At 76.4% G+C, this 18768-nt stretch carries 19 protein-coding genes; 14 read left to right on the top strand and 5 right to left on the bottom strand.

Translation table 11 applies throughout. From position 1 onward, the window contains the following. Positions 1-41 precede the first annotated feature (41 nt). The gene (locus AB0E77_RS14995; RefSeq protein WP_361569903.1) at positions 42-1205 is read left to right on the top strand and encodes an XdhC/CoxI family protein; all 1164 of its coding nucleotides are present in this window, start codon (positions 42-44) and stop codon (positions 1203-1205) included. Here AB0E77_RS14995 and AB0E77_RS14990 read toward each other — a convergent pair. Both AB0E77_RS14990 and AB0E77_RS14985 read right to left on the bottom strand, forming a co-directional pair. Beyond that, complete coding sequence (locus AB0E77_RS14990; RefSeq protein ID WP_361569901.1) at positions 1192-1632, bottom strand: SRPBCC family protein; 441 nt, start codon at positions 1630-1632, stop codon at positions 1192-1194. The genes AB0E77_RS14995 and AB0E77_RS14990 overlap by 14 nt on opposite strands. Positions 1633-1708: 76 nt before the next feature. After that, positions 1709-2500, bottom strand: coding sequence for a polysaccharide deacetylase family protein (locus AB0E77_RS14985; RefSeq protein WP_361569900.1), 792 nt, complete (start codon positions 2498-2500; stop codon positions 1709-1711). Between the two features lie 143 nt (positions 2501-2643). Here AB0E77_RS14985 and AB0E77_RS14980 point away from each other — a divergent pair, with 143 nt between their 5' ends. From AB0E77_RS14980 to AB0E77_RS14925, 12 genes are all read left to right on the top strand, one after another. Beyond that, on the top strand, positions 2644-3606 hold the full coding sequence (locus AB0E77_RS14980; protein ID WP_361569943.1) for a UDP-glucuronic acid decarboxylase family protein: 963 nt from the start codon (positions 2644-2646) through the stop codon (positions 3604-3606). A gap of 155 nt (positions 3607-3761) precedes the next feature. Continuing rightward, entirely contained in the window at positions 3762-5402 is a 1641-nt protein-coding gene (locus tag AB0E77_RS14975; RefSeq protein ID WP_361569899.1) for a carbamoyltransferase C-terminal domain-containing protein, read from the top strand. 11 nt (positions 5403-5413) lie between these two features. Further along, complete coding sequence (locus AB0E77_RS14970; protein WP_361569942.1) at positions 5414-6418, top strand: glycosyltransferase; 1005 nt, start codon at positions 5414-5416, stop codon at positions 6416-6418. Continuing rightward, a complete protein-coding gene (locus tag AB0E77_RS14965) occupies positions 6415-7041 on the top strand; it encodes an HAD family hydrolase (protein WP_361569897.1) in 627 nt (208 codons plus the stop codon). Before AB0E77_RS14970 ends, AB0E77_RS14965 begins: the two co-directional genes overlap by 4 nt. Continuing rightward, entirely contained in the window at positions 7038-8027 is a 990-nt protein-coding gene (locus AB0E77_RS14960; RefSeq protein ID WP_361569895.1) for a glycosyltransferase family 9 protein, read from the top strand. The genes AB0E77_RS14965 and AB0E77_RS14960 overlap by 4 nt, the downstream gene beginning before the upstream one ends. Next, positions 8024-8974 (top strand): glycosyltransferase, encoded by a 951-nt coding sequence (locus tag AB0E77_RS14955; protein ID WP_361569893.1) that lies wholly within the window; start codon positions 8024-8026, stop codon positions 8972-8974. The genes AB0E77_RS14960 and AB0E77_RS14955 overlap by 4 nt, the downstream gene beginning before the upstream one ends. Beyond that, positions 8971-10188: a glycosyltransferase gene (locus tag AB0E77_RS14950; RefSeq protein ID WP_361569891.1), complete on the top strand. Its 1218-nt coding sequence runs from the start codon at positions 8971-8973 to the stop codon at positions 10186-10188. The genes AB0E77_RS14955 and AB0E77_RS14950 overlap by 4 nt, the downstream gene beginning before the upstream one ends. After that, positions 10188-10787 carry an SIS domain-containing protein gene (locus AB0E77_RS14945; protein ID WP_361569889.1) on the top strand — a complete coding sequence of 200 codons (600 nt, stop codon included), beginning with the start codon at positions 10188-10190 and terminating at the stop codon, positions 10785-10787. Before AB0E77_RS14950 ends, AB0E77_RS14945 begins: the two co-directional genes overlap by 1 nt. Positions 10788-10795: 8 nt before the next feature. After that, positions 10796-12166, top strand: a complete 1371-nt coding sequence (gene rfaE2 / locus AB0E77_RS14940; protein WP_361569887.1) for a D-glycero-beta-D-manno-heptose 1-phosphate adenylyltransferase — start codon at positions 10796-10798, stop codon at positions 12164-12166. A gap of 263 nt (positions 12167-12429) precedes the next feature. Further along, the gene (locus AB0E77_RS14935) at positions 12430-13422 is read left to right on the top strand and encodes a glycosyltransferase family 9 protein (protein WP_361569940.1); all 993 of its coding nucleotides are present in this window, start codon (positions 12430-12432) and stop codon (positions 13420-13422) included. After that, entirely contained in the window at positions 13419-14366 is a 948-nt protein-coding gene (locus AB0E77_RS14930; RefSeq protein WP_361569885.1) for a glycosyltransferase, read from the top strand. Before AB0E77_RS14935 ends, AB0E77_RS14930 begins: the two co-directional genes overlap by 4 nt. Beyond that, positions 14363-15259 carry a glycosyltransferase gene (locus AB0E77_RS14925; protein WP_361569883.1) on the top strand — a complete coding sequence of 299 codons (897 nt, stop codon included), beginning with the start codon at positions 14363-14365 and terminating at the stop codon, positions 15257-15259. The genes AB0E77_RS14930 and AB0E77_RS14925 overlap by 4 nt, the downstream gene beginning before the upstream one ends. Positions 15260-15328: 69 nt before the next feature. Here AB0E77_RS14925 and AB0E77_RS14920 read toward each other — a convergent pair whose 3' ends face one another. The 3 genes from AB0E77_RS14920 to AB0E77_RS14910 all read right to left on the bottom strand — a co-directional run bounded on the left by AB0E77_RS14920 (position 15329) and on the right by AB0E77_RS14910 (position 17436). Continuing rightward, on the bottom strand, positions 15329-15640 hold the full coding sequence (locus AB0E77_RS14920) for a DUF3040 domain-containing protein (RefSeq protein ID WP_361569881.1): 312 nt from the start codon (positions 15638-15640) through the stop codon (positions 15329-15331). A 56-nt stretch (positions 15641-15696) separates the two neighbouring features. Beyond that, the gene (locus AB0E77_RS14915; protein ID WP_361569879.1) at positions 15697-16584 is read right to left on the bottom strand and encodes a polysaccharide pyruvyl transferase family protein; all 888 of its coding nucleotides are present in this window, start codon (positions 16582-16584) and stop codon (positions 15697-15699) included. A gap of 126 nt (positions 16585-16710) precedes the next feature. After that, on the bottom strand, positions 16711-17436 hold the full coding sequence (locus AB0E77_RS14910; RefSeq protein WP_361569877.1) for an MgtC/SapB family protein: 726 nt from the start codon (positions 17434-17436) through the stop codon (positions 16711-16713). A gap of 112 nt (positions 17437-17548) precedes the next feature. On the opposite strand from AB0E77_RS14910, the gene AB0E77_RS14905 reads away from it, so the two are divergent. Further along, a complete protein-coding gene (locus AB0E77_RS14905; RefSeq protein WP_361569876.1) occupies positions 17549-18655 on the top strand; it encodes a winged helix DNA-binding domain-containing protein in 1107 nt (368 codons plus the stop codon). The last annotated feature ends 113 nt before the right edge of the window (positions 18656-18768 follow it).

Raw genomic sequence — 18768 nt, 5'->3', positions numbered from 1 at the left:
TGGGAACCCCTTCCACAGGACCGCGGGCAAGGAGACCGACCATGCTGGACATCGCCGAAGAGCTGCACCGGTGGGTCGAGCAGGGGCGTGACGTCGCCGTGGCCACCGTCGTGGCCGTCGGCGGCAGCGCACCCCGTCCGCCCGGCGCCGCCCTCGCGGTGGACGCCGGGGGCACGGTGATCGGCTCCGTCTCCGGCGGCTGTGTGGAAGGGGCCGTGTACGAGCTGTGCCGGCAGTCGCTGCAGGACGGCCGGGCCGTCGTGGAGCGCTTCGGCCACAGCGACGACGACGCTCTCGCCGCGGGTCTGACCTGCGGCGGAGTCATCGACGTCCTCATCATGCCGGTACGGGCGGACCACCCCGCCCGCCCGGCCGTCGCCGCCGCTCTCGCCGCCGCGGCGCGGGGTGAGGCGACGGCGCTGGCACGGATCGTCAGCGGCCCGGCGGAGCTGACGGGCCGCGCCCTGGCCGTCCGCCCGGACGGCTCCCCGGCCGGCGGCTTCGGCGCGCACCCCGCACTGGACCGCACGGTGGCGGCGGAGGCCTGCGCCTTCCTGGACGCCGGCCGCACCGGCACGCTGGAGATCGGCACGGAGGGCTCGCGCTGCGGAGCGCCGCTGACCCTGCTGATCGAGTCCTCCGTCCCCGCCCCCCGCATGATCGTCTTCGGGGCGATCGACTTCGCCTCGGCACTGGCCCGCGTCGGCCGGTTCCTCGGCCACCACGTCACGGTGTGCGACGCGCGCCCCGTCTTCGCGACGCGGGAGCGCTTCCCGGACGCCGACGAGGTCGTCGTCGAGTGGCCCCACGCCTACCTGGAGCGCACCGACGTCGACGCCCGCACGGTGCTGTGCGTCCTGACCCACGACACCAAGTTCGACGTGCCGCTCCTCGAGATCGCCCTGCGCCTGCCGGTCGCGTACGTCGGCGCGATGGGCTCCCGACGCACCCACCTGGAGCGCGACCGGCGCCTGCGCGAGGCCGGCCTCACCGACCGGGAGCTGGCCCGGCTCAGGTCGCCCATCGGCCTGGACCTCGGCGCCCGTACGCCCGAGGAGACGGCCCTGTCGATCGCGGCGGAGATCGTCGCCGCCCGGCGCGGCGGCAGCGGCGTCCCGCTGAGGGGCGCCCGCACCCCGATCCACCACGAGGACCCGCCGCTCCCGGCCGGGGGGACCGGCACGCGTCCCGTCACGGCTGCCTGAGCAGCCGGTTCACCGCCCGCCCGAACACGTACCGGCCCGATCGGCCCAGCACCCCGTCGCACACGGACGGCAGCAGCCGCACGTCCAGTTCCTCGCGCCAGACGACGCGCGCCCGGCCGCCGGGGCCGGGGCGGACCTCGATCTCCGCCCAGCCCCTGACCAGCCGGCCCCGCTTCTCCAGCCGGCACCGGCCCGGGGCGCCGTCCCGCGGAGGCTGCCAGACGGTCACCTCCATCGTGTCGTCGAAGGCGAACGGCCCGGCCCCCGTGCGGGCGACGACCACCGTGCCCACCCGGGTGGGCGGGGGAGTGGACACCCGGACCCGGGTCAGGGGCACCGCGCCCCCGTGCCGCTGCCATGCGGTGAGCCGGCGCCAGGCCTCGTCGGGGGAGAGCGGGGCGGTGCGTTCGAGGGAGAAGATGACCACGCGGCGATCCTAAGCAGCGACCCCACCCCCGCCGCGCCCGTCCCGGGAGCTGTCTGACGGAAGTTGCCGGACAGGCCTAGCGGTACACCTTGCCCGGCTCGGCCTTCCCCGGGGCGAGGAGCTGCGGCACCGTCACGAACACGTAGCCGCGCTCCTTGAGGGCGTCGATGATGCCGGGCACGGCGGGGACGGTGCCGTCGTAGATGTCGTGCAGCAGGATGATGCCGTCGCGCGACGACTGGTCCAGGACGCGTTCGGTGATCAGATCGGAGTCGTCGGTCTGGTAGTCCTTGGCGGTCACACTCCACAGCACCTCCGCCAGGCCCAGCTCGCGGCAGATGTCGTGCACCGTGTCGTCCGTACGGCCCTGCGGCGGGCGCATCAGGGTGGGGCGGTGCCCGGTCAGGCGCGCTATCTCCTTGTTGGGGCGCTCCAGCTCCTCGCGTATCTCGTCCGGCTCGGCGTCCGTGAGGATCTTGTGCGTCCAGGTGTGGCTGGCCACCTCGTGGCCCTCGGCGGCCATGCGCCTGACAAGTTCGGGGTACGTGTCGATGTGCCGCCTGCCGAGCAGGAAGAAGGTCGCCGGGACCTGCTTCTCCTTGAGTATGTCGAGCAGCCGCGCGGAGTTCTCGCTCGGTCCGGCGTCGAAGGTCAGGGCTATGCACTTGGCCCGGCGGCAGTCGACGGTGCCGAACCCGGCGGCCGCTCGTGCCTGGCCGCCGGCCGCGCCCCGCGCCGAGCTGGGCGCGGTCGTCTCGAGCTTCGTGCAGCCGCTCAGCGCCAGTGTCAGCGAGGCGGCCGCCGCGAGAATCGCGGCTCCGCGCAACCTGGTCCCCGTTTTCGTCATCTTGCTGGTCAGCGAAGGCATGCGAGGACTATACACAGCGAGTATATACGGGGTGTATAGCGCTCAGCCGTATGTGCGTTCGAGGTAGTGGGGCGGTGACCGGGTTACTCAGCCGACACGTCAGTGCAGGCGAGAGTGAGGAGAAGCCCGTGAGCGAGAGTCCCGTGCGTGAACGTGCCTGGCGCCGGGCCCTGGTGACCGGCGGCGCCGGATTCGTGGGATCCCACCTGTGCGGCCGGCTGCTGGACGCCGGCGCGGACGTCGTCTGCCTCGACAACCTGGCCACCGGCTCCCGGAGCAACGTGGCCGAGCTGGAGCGGCACCGCGGCTTCCGCTTCGTCCGGGCCGACGCGACCGACCCGGCGGCCCTGCGCAAACTGCCCGGCCGCTTCGACCTCGTGCTGCACTTCGCCTGCCCGGCCTCGCCCGCCGACTATCTCCGCCTGCCCCTGGAGACCCTCGAGGTCGGCAGCACCGGCACCCGCAACGCCCTGGAGCGGGCCCGCGCCGACGGCGCCCGCTTCCTGCTCGCCTCCACCTCCGAGGTCTACGGCGACCCGCTGGAACACCCGCAGCGCGAGACGTACTGGGGCAACGTCAACCCCATCGGCCCGCGCAGCGTCTACGACGAGTCCAAGCGCTTCGCCGAGGCCCTGGTCACCGCCCACCGCCGGGTGCACGGCACCGACACCGCCATCGTCCGCATCTTCAACACCTACGGCCCGCGCATGCGGACGGGCGACGGCCGCGCCGTGCCGACCTTCATCGCGCAGGCCCTGGACGGCATGCCCCTGACCGTCGCCGGGGACGGCGGTCAGACGCGCTCCCTGTGCTACGTCGACGACACCGTCTCCGGCGTCCTCGCCCTCGCCGCCTCCGGCGAGAGCGGCCCGGTGAACATCGGCGGCACCGACGAGATCACCATGCTCGAGCTGGCCCGGCGCGTCGTCGAGCTCACCGGCTCCGGCTCCCGCATCCGCTTCGTCGAGCGCCCCGTCGACGACCCCGGCCGGCGCAGGCCGGACACCACCCTGGCCCGCGAGCGGCTCGGCTGGAGTCCGCGCGTCGGCTGGAGCGAGGGGCTGGAGCGGACCATCGGCTGGTTCGCGCACTCCGTCGCCGCGTAGGCCTGGGAACGGAGAGCCGTCGGGCCTCCTCAACTCTGTGTGAGATATCCACTCATGTCCGGAATTGAGTTGTCTCCAAGTGTTTGAGGCAACCGCCCCGCGGCACCCGCGAGCCGAGACAGACCCCACCAGTCCCCCGGGACGGAGCACAGCCCATGCGCATCCTTGGTATCAACGCCCTGTTCCACGACCCGGCCGCCGCACTCGTCGTGGACGGCCGGACCGTTGCGGCCGCCGAGGAAGAGCGTTTCAGCCGCCGCAAGCACGGCAAGCGTCCGGTGCCCTTCTCCGCGTGGGAGGTGCCGGAGCTGTCGGCGCGGTGGTGCCTGGAACACGCCGGGGTCCGGCCCGAGCAGCTCGACGCCGTCGCGTACTCCTTCGACCCCCGGCTCGCCCGGCCCGCCCGCGCCATGGGGCTCGACGACCCCTGGGACCCGCTGCGCCTCGAATACGCCCGCAGGGCACCGCAGTTCCTCGCCGAGGCGCTCCCCGGACTCGACCCCGACCAGGTCGTCTTCGTCCCGCACCACGTGGCCCACGCCGCCTCCGCCGGACCGGCCTCGCCCCACCCCGACAACGACGTCCTCGTCCTCGACGGGCGCGGCGAGTGCGCCTCCCACCTGGCCGGCCGCTACCGCGACGGCAAGCTCGACACCCTCGCCACCCAGGCCCTGCCGCACTCGCTGGGCCTCGTCTACGAGGAACTGACCGAGCACCTCGGCTTCCTGCGCAGCAGCGACGAGTACAAGGTGATGGCCCTCGCCTCCTACGGCACCCCCCGCCACCTGGAGCGGCTGCGCGAGCACGTCCACGCCACCGGCGACGGCGGCTTCCGCGCCCACGGCGTCGACTGGGCGGCCCTCGCCCCGGCCCGCGCGAAGGGCGAGGACTGGACGCAGGACCACGCCGACCTCGCCGCCAGCACCCAGGCCGTGCTGGAGGAACTGCTCCTCGAACTCGCCCACTGGCTGCACCGCGAGGCCGGCGGCGAGGCCCTCACCATGGCCGGCGGCGTCGCCCTGAACTGCGTCGCCAACTCCCGGATCGCCGCGCGCGGCCCGTACCGGCACGTGTGGGTGCAGCCCGCCGCCGGCGACGCCGGCACCGCGCTGGGCGCCGCCCTGCACGTGGCCGCCGCCCGGGAGGGCGCCGCGCCCGAGCCGATGCCCGGCGCCGACCTCGGCCGCGGCTGGAGCGACGACGAGATCCGCGCCTGGCTGGAGACGGCCGCGATCCCCTACGAGGAACCGGGCGACATCGCCGAGACGGTCGCCGAGGAACTCGCCCGGGACGGGATCGTCGCCTGGTTCCAGGGCCGCAGCGAGTTCGGACCGCGCGCCCTCGGACACCGCTCCCTGCTGGCCCACCCGGGCCGCGCCGAGAACCTGGAGCGCCTCAACCACGTCAAGGGCCGCGAGGAGTTCCGTCCCGTCGCCCCGATGGTGCTCGCCGACCGCGCCGCCGAGATCTTCACCGGGCCGATGCCCAGCCCGTACATGCTCTTCGTGCACGACGTCGCCCCCGCCTGGCGCGACCGGATCCCGGCCGTCGTCCACGTCGACGGCACCGCACGCATCCAGACCGTCGAGGAGCGCCGTGAGCCGCTCGTGGCGCGGATGCTGGCCGCCTTCGAGCGGCGCACCGGGCTGCCCGTCGTCGTCAACACCAGCCTCAACACCGCCGGCCGGCCCATGGTCGACGACCCGCGCGACGCGCTGGAGTGCTTCGGCTCCGCGCCCGTCGACCTGCTGGCCATCGGGCCGTTCGCGGTGCGCCGGGGGAAGGCCTTCGCATGACCGGCGCCCCCATGAACGGCTACGCCGTCGTCATCCCCACCCTCGCCCGCGCCACACTGGCCGACTGCCTGGCCGCGCTGGCCGCGGCCCACGGACCCCGCCCCGACGAGATCGTCCTCGTCGACGACCGGCCCGCGCCCGACGCCGACCCGGCGGCGCTGGAACACGCGCTGAGCGTCCTCGGCGACCTGCGCGAACGCACGGTGGTGCTGAGCAGCGGGGGCCGCGGGCCCGCCGCCGCCCGCAACACCGGCCTGCGCGCGGTGACCTCGCCGTGGACCGCGTTCCTCGACGACGACGTCCAGGTCGGCCCGCACTGGTGCGACCAACTGGTCCAGGACCTCGCCGAGACCGCCCCCGACACCGGCGCCGTCCAGGGCGTCATCGCCGTACCGCTGCCCGGCGAACGCCGGCCCACCGACTGGGAACGCGGTACGGCGGGACTCGCCGGGGCCCGCTGGATCACCGCCGACATGGCGTACCGCACCGACGTGCTCAAGCAGGTCCGCGGCTTCGACGAACGCTTCCCGCGCGCCTACCGCGAGGACGCCGACCTCGCGCTGCGCGTCCTCGACGCCGGCTGGCGCATCCAGCGGGGCCGCCGCACCACCCGCCACCCCGTACGCCCCGCCTCCCGCTGGGTCTCCCTGCGACAGCAGCGCGGCAACGCCGACGACGCCCTGATGCGGCGCCTGCACGGCCCCGCCTGGTGGTCCAAGGCGGTGGCCCCCCGGGGCCGGATCCGCCGGCACGCCGCGATCACCGCCGCCGGTGCCGCCGCCCTCGCCCTCGCGGCCGCCGGACGCCCCCGGGCCGCCGCGCTCGCCGGGCTCGGCTGGGCCGCGGGCACCGCCGAGTTCGCCTGGGCCCGGATCGCCCCCGGACCGCGCACCCGCCACGAGGTGACGACCATGCTCGTCACCAGCGTGCTCATCCCGCCCGCCGCGACCTGGCACCGGCTGAGCGGAGTGTGGCGGCACCGCGGCGCCCGCCCCTGGCAGGAGGTGGCCGCATGAGTCCCGTGCAGGCGGTGCTCTTCGACCGCGACGGCACCCTCGTCCACGACGTCCCCTACAACGGCGACCCCGAACGGGTCCGGCCCGTCGACGGCGCCCGCGAGGCGGTGGCGCTGCTGCGGGCGCACGGCATCCGCGCCGGCGTCGTCACCAACCAGTCCGGCGTCGCCCGCGGGCTGATCGGCGAGGCCGACGTCCACCGCGTCAACCGGCGCGTCGACGAGCTGATCGGCCCCTTCGACGTCTGGGAGGTCTGCCCGCACGGCCCCGACGGCGGCTGCCCCTGCCGCAAGCCGCGGCCCGGCCTGGTGCTGCGGGCCGCCGAACGCGCCGGCGCCGCCCCCGGCGACTGTGTCGTCATCGGCGACATCGGCGCCGACGTCGAGGCCGCGCGGCGGGCGGGCGCCCACGGCATCCTCGTCCCGAACGCGCAGACCCGCCCCGAGGAGACGGCCGCCGCGGACCATGTCGCCCCCGACGTCCTGACCGCCGTACGCGCCCTCGTCGCCGGCGTGCCGGAGGGCGGGGTCCTGGTGAACGAACGCCCCGTGCGGGCCGCGTTCGCCGCACCGGGCCCGTCCGGCCCCGCCGCCGGCGTCGACACCCGTGGGAGGCCCCGATGAAGGCCCTGGTCGCCCGGCTCGACAGCTTCGGCGACGTGCTGCTCGCCGGTCCCGCCGTGCGGGCCGTCGCCGCCCGCGCCGACCACGTCACCCTGCTGTGCGGCCCGCGCGGCGCGCCCGCGGCCCGGCTGCTGCCCGGCGTGGACGAGGTGCTGGTGTGGGACGCGCCGTGGGGCGGGTTCGCGCCGCCCGACGTCAGCCGGGAGGACATCGACGCCCTGGTGGAGCGGATCGACGCCGACACCGCGCTGGTCCTCACCTCCTTCCACCAGTCCCCGCTGCCCACCGCCCTGGTGCTGCGCCTGGCCGGCGTCCGGTACATCGCCGCCGACAGCGTCGACTACCCCGGCTCGCTGCTCGACCTGCGCCACCGGCGCGCCCCGCACGCCCACGAGGCCGAGGCCGCCCTCGGCCTCGCCGAGGCCGCCGGGTTCCCGCGCCCCGACGACGGGCGGCTCCGCGTGCACCCGCCGCCCCCCGCCGACGGCCTCACCGGACCAGGGCCGTACGTCGTCCTGCACCCGGGCGCCAGCGTCCCCGCCCGCGCCTGGAGCCCCGGGCGCTGCGCCGAGGCCGTACGCGAACTCGCCGCCGCCGGACACCGCGTGCTGGTCACCGGCGGCCCCGACGAGCGCGCCCTCACCGCCCACGTCGCGGGCGCCCACGGCACCGACCTCGGCGGCCGCACCGAGGCCTCCGAGCTGGCCGCCGTCCTCGCGGGCGCGTCCGTCGTCGTCACCGGCAACACCGCGCCCGCCCACCTCGCCGCCGCCGTCGGCACCCCCGTCGTGTCCCTGTTCGCCCCGGTCGTCCCGGCCGAACGCTGGCGGCCGTACGGCGTCCCCTACGTCCTGCTCGGCGACCAGGACGCGCCCTGCGCCGACAGCAGGGCCCGGGACTGCCCCGTCCCCGGGCACCCCTGCCTGAACACCGTCACGGCCACCGACGTGGCCGCCGCCGTCGAGAAACTCCTGGGGGAGGCATGAGGATCCTCATCTGGCACGTGCACGGGTCGTGGACCACGGCCTTCGTACAGGGGCCGCACACCTACCTCGTCCCGGTCACCCCGGACCGCGGACCCGACGGCCTGGGCCGCGCCCGCACCTGGGACTGGCCCGAGTCGGTGATCGAGGTCCCGCCGGAGAAGCTGCGGGACGAGGACATAGACCTGGTGATCCTCCAGCGTCCGCACGAACTCGCCCTGGTCGACCAGTGGCTCGGCCGCCGCCCGCCCCTGGTCTACCTCGAGCACAACGCCCCCGACGGTGACGTCCCCGACACCCGCCACCCCGCCGCGGACATCCCCGGCGTCACCCTCGTCCACGTCACCCACTTCAACCGGCTGATGTGGGACTCCGGACCGGCTCCGGCCACCGTGATCGAGCACGGCGTCGTCGACCCCGGCCACCGCTGGACCGGCGAGCTCGACCGGGCGGCCGTCGTCGTCAACGAGCCGGTCCGGCGCGGCCGTACGACCGGCACCGACCTGCTGCCCGCGTTCGCCCGCGCCGCCCCGCTCGACGTGTTCGGCATGCGCACCGAGAACCTCGCCGAGCACCTCGGCCTCGACCCGGAGCGCTGCCGCACGCGGGACGTCGTCCAGAGCGACCTGCACACCGAACTCGCCCGCCGGCGCGTCTACGTCCACCCGGTCCGCTGGACCTCCCTCGGCCTGTCCCTGCTGGAGGCCATGCACCTGGGCATGCCCGTGGTCGCGCTCGCCACCACGGAGGTGACCGAAGCGGTGCCCCCGGGCGCCGGGGTCGTCTCCAACCGCATCGACGTACTGACCGACGCCGTACGCGACTTCCTCGCCGACCCGCTGCACGCACGCACGGTCGGCGACGGGGCGCGTGCGGCGGCCCTGTCCCGCTACGGGCTGTCCCGCTTCCTGGACGACTGGGAGCGGCTGCTGAAGGAGGTGACCCGATGAGGATCGCCATGGTGTCCGAGCACGCGAGTCCGCTCGCCGCGCTCGGCGGCGTCGACGCCGGTGGACAGAACGTCTACGTGGCCCGTCTCACCGAGGAGTTGGCCAAGCGCGGCCACGACGTCACGGTCTACACCCGCCGTGACTCGCTGGACCTGCCCGACCGGGTGCCGCTGCCGGGCGGCGGCATCGTGGAACACGTCCCGGCCGGACCGGCCGAGGCCGTCCCCAAGGACGACCTGTTCCCGCACATGCCCGCCTTCGGCGCGTACCTGGCGCGCGCGTGGAGCCGCGAGCGGCCCGACGTGGTCCACGCCCACTTCTGGATGTCCGGCCTGGCCTCCCAGGCCGGCACCGGACCGCACGGCGTCCCCCTCGTGCAGACCTTCCACGCCCTCGGCACCGTCAAGCGACGCCACCAGGGCATGCGGGACACCAGCCCGTACGAGCGCATCGGCATCGAGCGGCAGCTCGGCCGCACCTGCGCCCGGGTGCTGGCCACCTGCACCGACGAGGTCGTCGAACTCGGCGACATGGGGGTACCGCCCCGCCAGGTGTCCGTCGTGCCCTGCGGCGTCGACGCGGGGCACTTCCGCCCCGGTGCCGCCTCCGGCCGCACCCCCGCCCGACGGCAGCGGCACCGCCTGCTGGCCTGCGGCCGGCTGGTGCCCCGCAAGGGCTACGACCAGGCGATCCAGGCCCTCGTCGACATCCCCGACACCGAGCTCCTCGTCGCGGGCGGCCCGCCCTCCGACGCCCTGGACGCCGACCCCGAGGCACGGCGGCTGACCGCGCTCGCCCACCGCGCCGGCGTCGCCGACCGGGTCAGGCTGCTCGGCGCGGTCGACCCGCGCGACATGCCCGCCCTGCTCGGCAGCGCCGACCTGGTGCTGTGCACCCCGGTCTACGAGCCCTTCGGCATCGTCCCGCTGGAGGCCATGGCCTGCGCCGTGCCCGTCCTCGCCACCGACGTCGGCGGCCACCGCGACTCCGTCGCCGACGGCGTCACCGGCCGTCTCGTCGCGCCCCAGGACCCGGCCGCCGTCGCCGAGACCGCCTGCGACCTCCTCGCCGACGACGGACTGCGCCGCCGCTACGGCGCGGCCGGCCGTGAACGCGTCCTGCGGCACTACACGTGGCAGCGCGTCGCCGACGGTGCGGAACAGGTGTACCGCCTGACCCTCGCCGACCACGCCCTGGCGACGGAGGTGGCGTGATGACCGTGCACCCGCCCGTCGTCGGACACTGCGACGAACTCCACGAGGCGCTGCGGGCGTTCCGCGCCTCCGCGCACGTCACCGAGCGCTGGGGCGCGCGGCTCGCGGGCGTCCTGTCCGGCGGCGGCAGGCTGCTGGCCGCGGGCAACGGCGGCAGCGCCGCCCAGGCCCAGCACCTGACCGCCGAGCTCGTCGGCCGCTACCGCGACGACCGGCCGCCGTTCTCCGCGATCGCCCTGCACGCGGACACGTCCAGCACGACCGCGATCGCCAACGACTACGGCGTCGACGAGGTGTTCGCCCGCCAGGTGCGCGCCCACGGCCGCGACGGCGACGTGCTGATGCTGCTGTCCACGTCCGGCGCCAGCGCCAACCTGCTCTCCGCCGCCGACGCGGCCCGCGCGGCCGGCGTCCGGGTCTGGGCCCTCACCGGCTGCGCCCCCAACCCGCTGATGGCGGGCAGCGACGAGTCCCTGTGCGTGGACGCCCCCTCGACGGCCACCGTCCAGGAGATCCACCTGGTCGCCGTGCACATGATCTGCGCGGCCTTCGACGCCGCCCTGGAACGGGGCGTGCCCGCCAAGAGGACGCGGAGGTGACGCGCCGCATGGCGGGCAGGACCCCGCTGGTGGTGGTCGGCGACGCCCTGCTCGACCGCGACCTGACCGGCTCCGCCGACCGGCTCGCACCCGACGCGCCCGTACCGGTCGTGTCGGAGTGCGCCGAACGCGTACGGCCCGGCGGCGCCGCACTCGCCGCCTACCTCGCCGCCCGCGACGGCCGCGAGGTCACCCTGATCGCGGGCGTCGGCGACGACCCCGCGAGCCAGGTCCTGCGCGAACTGCTGGAACCGTGGCTGACGTTGGTTCCCCTGCCGCTGACCGGCACGCTGCCCGAGAAGACTCGCGTCCTCGCCCGGGACCGCCCCGTCGTCCGCCTCGACCGCGGCGGCGGGCGGGCCCGCGAGGCCACCGACGAGGCCCGCACGGCGGTGCGGTCCGCGCGGGCCGTGCTGGTCTCCGACTACGGCCGAGGCGCGGCGGACGCCCTGCTGGACGTCCTGACCGCCGGCCCGCCCCTGGTCTGGGACCCGCACCCGCGCGGCGGCGCCCCCGTGCCCGGCACCCGGCTGGTGACGCCCGCCGAGCAGGAGGCGCGGGGCTTCGCGGCCCGGGACGGCGACGCCGGCGGCGGGCTGCGCGCCGCCGCCGACCACGCCGCCGCGCTCGTCCGCGACTGGCGGGTGGCCGCGGTGACGGTGACCCTCGGGGCGCGCGGCGCGCTGCTGTCCTACGGGGAACACCCGCTGCTCGTCCCCGCGCCCGCCGCCCACCACGGCGACTCGTGCGGCGCGGGCGACCGCTTCGCCGCCACCGCCGCCGGGCTGCTCGCCGACGGGGCGCTGGTGGGGGAGGCGGTCGAGGGCGCGGTGGGCTCCGCGACGGCGTTCGTCGCCGCGGGCGGCGCGGGCGCCCTGCCGCCCGCCGGCTCGGGCCCGCTCACCGCCCCCTCACCCGACACCGGCGACCCGCACGCCCTGGCCGCCCGCGTCCGCGCCCAGCACGGCACCGTCGTCGCCGCGGGCGGCTGCTTCGACCTGCTGCACGCCGGGCACGTGGGCCTCCTCCAGGCCGCCCGGCGGCTCGGCGACTGCCTGGTCGTCTGCGTCAACTCCGACGCCTCCGTCCGGCGCCGCAAGGGCGACGGCCGCCCCGTCAACCCCCTCGCCGACCGCGTCCGCGTCCTGCGCGCCCTGGCCTGCGTCGACGCGGTCGCCGTCTTCGACGAGGACACCCCGGAACGCCTCCTGGGAGACCTGCGCCCCGACGTCTGGGTCAAGGGCGGCGACTACGCGGGCGCGGACCTGCCGGAGGCGGCCCTGCTCCAGGAATGGGGTGGCCAGGCGGTCCTGCTCCCGTACCTCGACGGCCGCTCCTCGACCACCCTGATGGCCCGAGCGGCGGAGGGCACCCGATGACGGCCCCCACCCCGCCCTCGGCCGGCGGCCCGGTGACGGGGGACCCGGTGCATCCGCCGCCCGCCGGCGCCCCGTACCCCGGCGGCGGGGCGACCCGGTGTGGCGCTGCCCGCACGGCGCGGGATCGTGGCCGGACGGCACGGGACGGCGACCGCCGTGCCCCTGCCCGGCCGGCGGCGGGGGAGAAGGCGGCGCGTCCGCCCTCGGCCGGCGGCCCGGTGACGGGGGACCCGGTGCATCCGCCGCCCGCCGGCGCCGCGTCCGTGCGGTCCGCCGGTCCCGCGCCCGGAGGGCACCCGCCGCCTCGGGTGCTGGTGCTGCGGGCCCTCGGGCTCGGGGATCTGCTCGCCGGGGTGCCCGCGCTGCGCGCGCTGCGGCGGGCGTATCCCGGGCACGAGCTGGTGCTGGCCACCCCCTCCGAACTGGCGCCCGTCGCCGCGGCGACCGGGGCCGTGGACCGGGTGCTGCCCGCCGCCGAACCGGGCCGGGCCGTGCCGCGCAGCCTCGACTGGAGCGGCCCGCCCCCCGACGTCGCCGTCGACCTGCACGGCAACGGACCGCCCAGCCACCGGCTGCTGATGCGCCTGCGCCCGCGCCGGCTGCTGGCGTTCGCGCACCCGGAGACCCCGGAGGTCGACGGCCCGCCCTGGTACGCCGACGAGCACGAACGCGACCGCTGGTGCCGCCTCCTGACGGCCTACGGCATCGACGCCGACCCCACCGACCTGCGCCTGCCCCGCCCGGCCACCCCCTCACCGGCGCCCGGCGCGATCGTCCTGCACCCCGGCGCGGGCGCACCCTCGCGGTGCTGGCCCGTCGAGCGGTACGCCGCCGTCGCCGAGGCCCTGCGCGCCCGCGGCCGGCGGGTCGTGGTGACCGGGGGAGCGGACGAGGGCGACCTCGTGGCCCGCCTCGTCAAGCGCGCCGGCCTGCCCGACACGGACGTGTTCGCCGGCGGCCTGCCCCACGACCGGCTCTCCGCCCTGGTGGCCGGCGCCCGCGCCGTGGTCAGTGGCGACACCGGCATCGCCCACCTCGCCGTCGCCCACGCCGTCCCCTCCGTCACCCTCTTCGGCCCCGTCCCGCCCAGCCGTTGGGGCCCGCCGGACCACCCCCGCCACCGCGCCCTGTGGCACCCGGGTCCGGACGGCGACCCGCACGGCCACGAGACCGACCCCGCGCTGCTGCGGATCGGCACCGACGAGGTTCTCGAGGCGCTCGACGCCCTGGACGCCCTCCGGGAGGCAGCACCATGAACCACCGCACCCCCCACACCACCGGCGCCGCCCGTGCCGCCGCGACGGCCACCCGCGAACGCCCCCGCACCGACCCCGCCCGGCACGCCCCCGTCGGCGTCGTCATCGCCACCCGCAACCGCTCCGCGAGCCTCGCCGTGACCCTGCGTCACCTGCTCGCGCTGCCCGAGCGCCCCGAGGTCCTCGTCGCCGACAACGCCTCCACCGACGACACCCGCGCCATGCTCGCCCGGGACTTCCCCCGCGTCCGCGTCCTCGCGCTGCCCTTCAACCGCGGCGCCCTCGCCCGCACCCACGGCGTCCGCGCGCTCGACACGCCGTACGTGGCGTTCAGCGACGACGACTCCTGGTGGGCGCCCGGCGCGCTCGCCACCGCGGCCCGCCTCTTCGACGGGCACCGGCGGCTCGGCCTGCTCTCCGCCCGCACCCTCGTCGGCCCCGCCGACGAACCCGACCCGCTCAACGACGTGCTCGCCGGCTCTCCCCTCGGCCCGGCCGCCGACCTGCCCGGCACCCAGGTGCTCGGCTTCCTCGGCTGCGCCGCCGTCGCCCGCCGCGAGGCCTATCTCGACGCCGGCGGCTACCACCCCCTGCTGTTCTTCGGCGCCGAGGAGACCCTCCTCGCCTACGACCTCGCCGCCCGCGGCTGGGGCGTCACCCACTGCCCCGAAGTCGTCGCCCATCACCACCCGGACCCCGGCCCGCGTACCGGCCGCCCGGCCGTCGTCCGCCGCAACGAGCTCCTCACCGCCTGGCTGCGCCGCCCCCTCCCGTACGCCCTCGCCCGCACCCGCGCCCTGGCCGCCGAGGCCCGCCGCGACCCGCACGCCCGCCGCGCCCTGCGCGAGACGCTCGTCCGCCTGCCCTCCGCCCTGCGCGCCCGCAGCCCCCTGCCCCCGTACGTGGAACGCGGCGCCCGCCTCCTGGAGGAGGCGACCTCATGACGGACCCCCGCACGACCGTCGTCGTCATCACCCACAACCGGCGCCCCGAACTCCTGCACACCCTGGACCGCCTCGCCGAACTTCCCGAGAGGCCACCGGTGATCGTCACCGACAACGCCTCCACCGACGGCACCGCCGACGCCGTCGCCCGCCACCACCCGGAGGTACGCCTGCTGCGCCCCGGCCGCAATCTCGGCGCCGTCGGGCGCAATCTGGCGGTCCGCCAGGTCACCACGCCCTACGTGGCGTTCTGCGACGACGACTCCTGGTGGGCGCCGGGCTCGCTGTCCGGGGCCGCCGGCCTGCTCGACCGGTACCCCGCGGTCGGCTCGGTGACGGCCCGCATCGTCGTCGAACCGGACGGCACCGAGGACCCGATCGTCCGAGAGCTGCGCGACTCGCCCGTGCCCCGCCCCGACTGGCTTCCCGGACCCGCGCTCGGCTCCTTCCTGGCCGCCGCGACCGTCCTGCGCACCGACGCCTTCCGGGCCGCGGGCGGCTTCCACCCCCGGCTGTGGCTGGGCGGCGAGGAGGAACTGCTCGCCGCCGACCTGGCCGCCGACGGCTGGTGGCTGACGTACGACGACGATCTGACGATCCATCATCGCCCGTCGGAGGCACGCGACTCGACGCTCCGCAGGGCGCACGGCATCCGCAACACCCTGTGGTTCACCTGGCTGCGCCGCCCGGCCGGTTACGCACTGCGCCGCACCCTGCACCTGGCCAGGACCGTCCCGCGCGACACCACGTCCCTGCGGGCCTTCGCCGAGGCGACGGCCGCCCTGCCGTGGGTGCTGCGCGAACGCCGGGTGCTGCCCGCCGAGGTGGAGGCGCGGCTGCGCGCCCTGGAGCCGGCCCAGCGCGCGTCCACCGCGCGCAGCTACACGGGCTGAGGGACCGCACGCACCCGGCCCCCCGCCGAGGGGACGGGAGGCCGGGTGCGTGTGCGGGGCGAGGCGCCGTCAGCCCCGCGACCGGCGGTGCCGCAGCAGCCGCAGCGCCGCGAACAGCGCCGGCGGCCAGACGAGGGCGAAGGCCCAGATCACGGCGGGTTCGGAGGTGACCACGCCGGTCACCAGGAGGGTGACGGACAGGGCGAGCAGCGCGACGACCGCCGGGGTGCGCGGGCGGTAGGACGCCAGGCGCGAGAGGTCGGGGCCGCGGTGCAGCCGCAGGGTCCGCAGCCGCCGGTCGAGCCGGCGGTCGCGGCGCAGCGCCCGCTCCACCTCGTCGAGTATGCGCTGTTCGTGATCGGGGAGGCGGCTGATGGTCATGAGGGTTCCTCCTGGGCGCGGGCCGACGACCACCGGGTGCCCGTCCCCGGGCGGAGTCAACCGGCCCGCCGCACTCCGAGCGCCGCCAGGAGACCGTCGGCGCCGTCCGGCCGCTCGTCCGCCCGGAAGCCGGCGCCGATCCGCCGTGCGGCCTCCCGCCCGTCGCTCAGGCACCACCGCCACCAGCGTTCCAGCACCCCCGCCTCCACCCGGTCGGCGGCCACCAGCGCCGGCCAGCCGCAGGCGCGGGCCTGCGCCGTCACCTTCGCGCCGCCCGCGACCGGGTCCACCGCCAGCGCGGGCGTCCCGGCCCGCAGCGCCAGCACCAGCCCGTGCAGCCGGTCGGTGACGACCAGGTCCAGCCGGGACAGGACGGCCTCCAGCTGGGCCGGCGTGCCGCACAGCCGCCAGTCGTGCGCGTCCAGCCGGGTCTCCAGCTCCAGTCGCGCGCAGTCCCGGCCGGCCAGCCAGCGCGTCACCTCCGCGGCGACCGTGTCGTGCCGGCGCCGGTCCCCGTACTCGTGCTGCCCGTGGGTGAGCACCACCCCGACCACCGGACGGGCGGGCAGTGCGGGGGCGCGGGCCGCGAGGTCCAAGGTCGGTTCGGCGCCGGCGGAGTCCCGGAGCAGGACGTGGTCGAAGCCGGTGACGGCCGGGGAGGAGGGGTCCACGACGGAGACGCCGACCGCGATCCGCACGCAGTGCGCGAACCGCCGGTGCAACTCCTCGACCTGCGGCCCGTGCGCCGGCCCGCACACGAACACCAGATGCGACCAGTCCGCCGGGTCCACGTCCGCGAAGTGCGGCGCGTCCGCCCGGAACCCCGGGCTCCACACCACGCCGTGGGTGAGCCCGGCGTCCCGCAGCACCTCCTCGACCCGGCGCAGCGCCAGCACGTCCCCGGCGGTCGCCTCCCCGTCCGGGAAGCTGAACCAGCCGGTCACCAGCACCCGGGCCCGCCGGTCCCGGCCTTCGCGTCCGCTCGATTCCCGTAGTCCCTGCACAGTGGCCCCGAGTGCCCGCCCGGCCGCACGGGAACCCCCGTGTCCCCCGTTCGGCCAGGGCGGGCCCTACTCCTCCTCCGCGACGTTCATGTCGGCGTCGAGCACCCCTTCGGCGTGGAACAGGTCGGAGGTCAGCCGCACCGCGTCCCCGGTGCCCTCCAGCCGCAGCAGGACCCGGGCCGCCGGATCCGTACGGCCCGGCAGCCGGTCGGCGGTCACCCGCAGGATGCGGAACCCGCGCCGCGTGCACGTCTCCATCAGCTGCGGCAGCAGCGCCCGGCCGGTCAGATAGGTCAGCCGGACCTCCACCGTGGTGGCGGTCTCCTTCGCGATGCGCGAGGCCAGGGCCGGATAGCCGCGCACGACCACGAAGTGCAGCGCGGTGGTCGCCATGGCCAGGATCGGCAGCCCCCCGCCGCAGGCCATGCCGACCGCGCAGGTCAGCCAGATGGTCGCGGCCGTCGTCAGCCCCCGTACCGCGTCCCGGCGTACGAAGATCAGGCCGCCGCCGATGAAGCCGATCCCGGAGACGATCTGGGCCGCCACCCGGGACGGGTCCAGGGAGACGCCGTCCATGCCCAGCACGCCGGTGAAGCCGTGCTGGGAGATCTCCATCATCAGCGCGCTGGCCACGCCGACCAGGGTGTGGGTGCGCAGCCCGGCGCTCTTCTGCTGGGCCTCGCGCTCCCAGCCGATCAGGCTGGACAGCAGCAGCGCGAGGCCGAGCTCGGCCAGCTGCCGCAGCCCCTGCCCGTTGCCCACGTCCCACAGCGACACCGCCAGCTCGCGCATCCGCGGCCTCCCTCGCGATCCCGTCGTCGCCCCATCGGACCGGCTCTCCTCGCGATCATCCCCCAGGACCGCCCCACCGGCCCGCCGGACACCCGGCGGTACCGTGCACGGCATGACGCCCAAGGCATCCACGACGGCCCCCGCGCTCGGCGAGCGCGCGCTCAACCGCGCCACCCTCGCCCGGCAGTTGCTGCTGCGGCGGGCGCCGATGTCCGCGGAGGACGCGGTCGCGCACCTGGTCGGGCTCCAGGCCCAGAACGTGAAGCCCCCGTACTACGCGCTCGCCGCACGCCTCGACGGTTTCGTCCCCGACGCCCTGTCCGCGCCGATGGCCGAACGCCGGGTCGCCCGCCTCGTCACCCTGCGCTCGACCATCCACACCCACACCGCCGACGACTGCCTGACCCTGCGTCCGCTGGTGCAGGCCGCCCGCGACCGTGAGCTGGGAGCCTTCCGCAAGGGGCTGGTGGGCGTCGACCTGGACCGGCTCGCCGTCGTCGCCCGCGAGCTGGTGGAGGCCGAGCCGCGCACCCTGAAGGAACTGCGCCAGGCGCTGCTCGCCGAGTGGCCCGACGCCGACCCGCAGGCCCTGTCCGCGGCGGCGCGCTGCACGCTTCCGCTGGTCCAGGTGACCCCGCGCGGGCTGTGGGGCCGCAGCGGCCAGGTCACGCTCACCACCGCCGAGCACTGGCTGGGCCGCCCCGCGAGTCCGGCACCGGCGCCGGACGGCACCGTGCTGCGCTATCTGGCCGCCTTCGGCCCGGCGTCCGTGAAGGACATGCAGACCTGGGCCGGCCTGACCCGGCTGCGGGACGCCTTCGAACGGCTCCGTCCCCGGCTCGTCACCTTCCGCGGCCCCGACGGCACCGAACTGTTCGACCTGCCCGACGCCCCGCGCCCCGGCCCGGACACCCCGGCCCCGCCGCGCTTCCTGCCCGAGTTCGACAACCTGCTCCTGTCCCACGCCGACCGCACCCGCGTGATCCCGGCGGAGCACAAGGGCCGCACCTGGCGCGGGAACCAGGCGTACCGCGTCCTGCTGGTCGACGGCTTCGTGGCCGGGCTGTGGAAGCTGGAGGACGGCGCTCTGGTCGTGGAGGCGTTCGGCCGGCTCGGCAGGGCGCAGCGGGACGAGGTGCTGGGCGAGGGGGAGCGGATGCTGGCGACGCTGCACCCGGGGGAGCCGTACGACCTCCGGTTCGGCACCGTGCGCGGCTGACCGGCGGCGTGGTCCGGCGGCGCCGTCCGGGCCGCGGACGTGGAGAGGGGGCGCTGCGGGCCGCTCGTGGTGGCTCGCAACGCCCCCCGGTCTTGCACCTGAGGGGTACTCAG

It is taken from the genome of Streptomyces sp. NPDC032940, assembly GCF_040636935.1.
Lineage (GTDB): Bacteria > Actinomycetota > Actinomycetes > Streptomycetales > Streptomycetaceae > Streptomyces.
The sequence above is the reverse complement of the archived record's forward strand: the minus strand, read 5'-3'. Positions and strand labels throughout refer to the sequence as shown.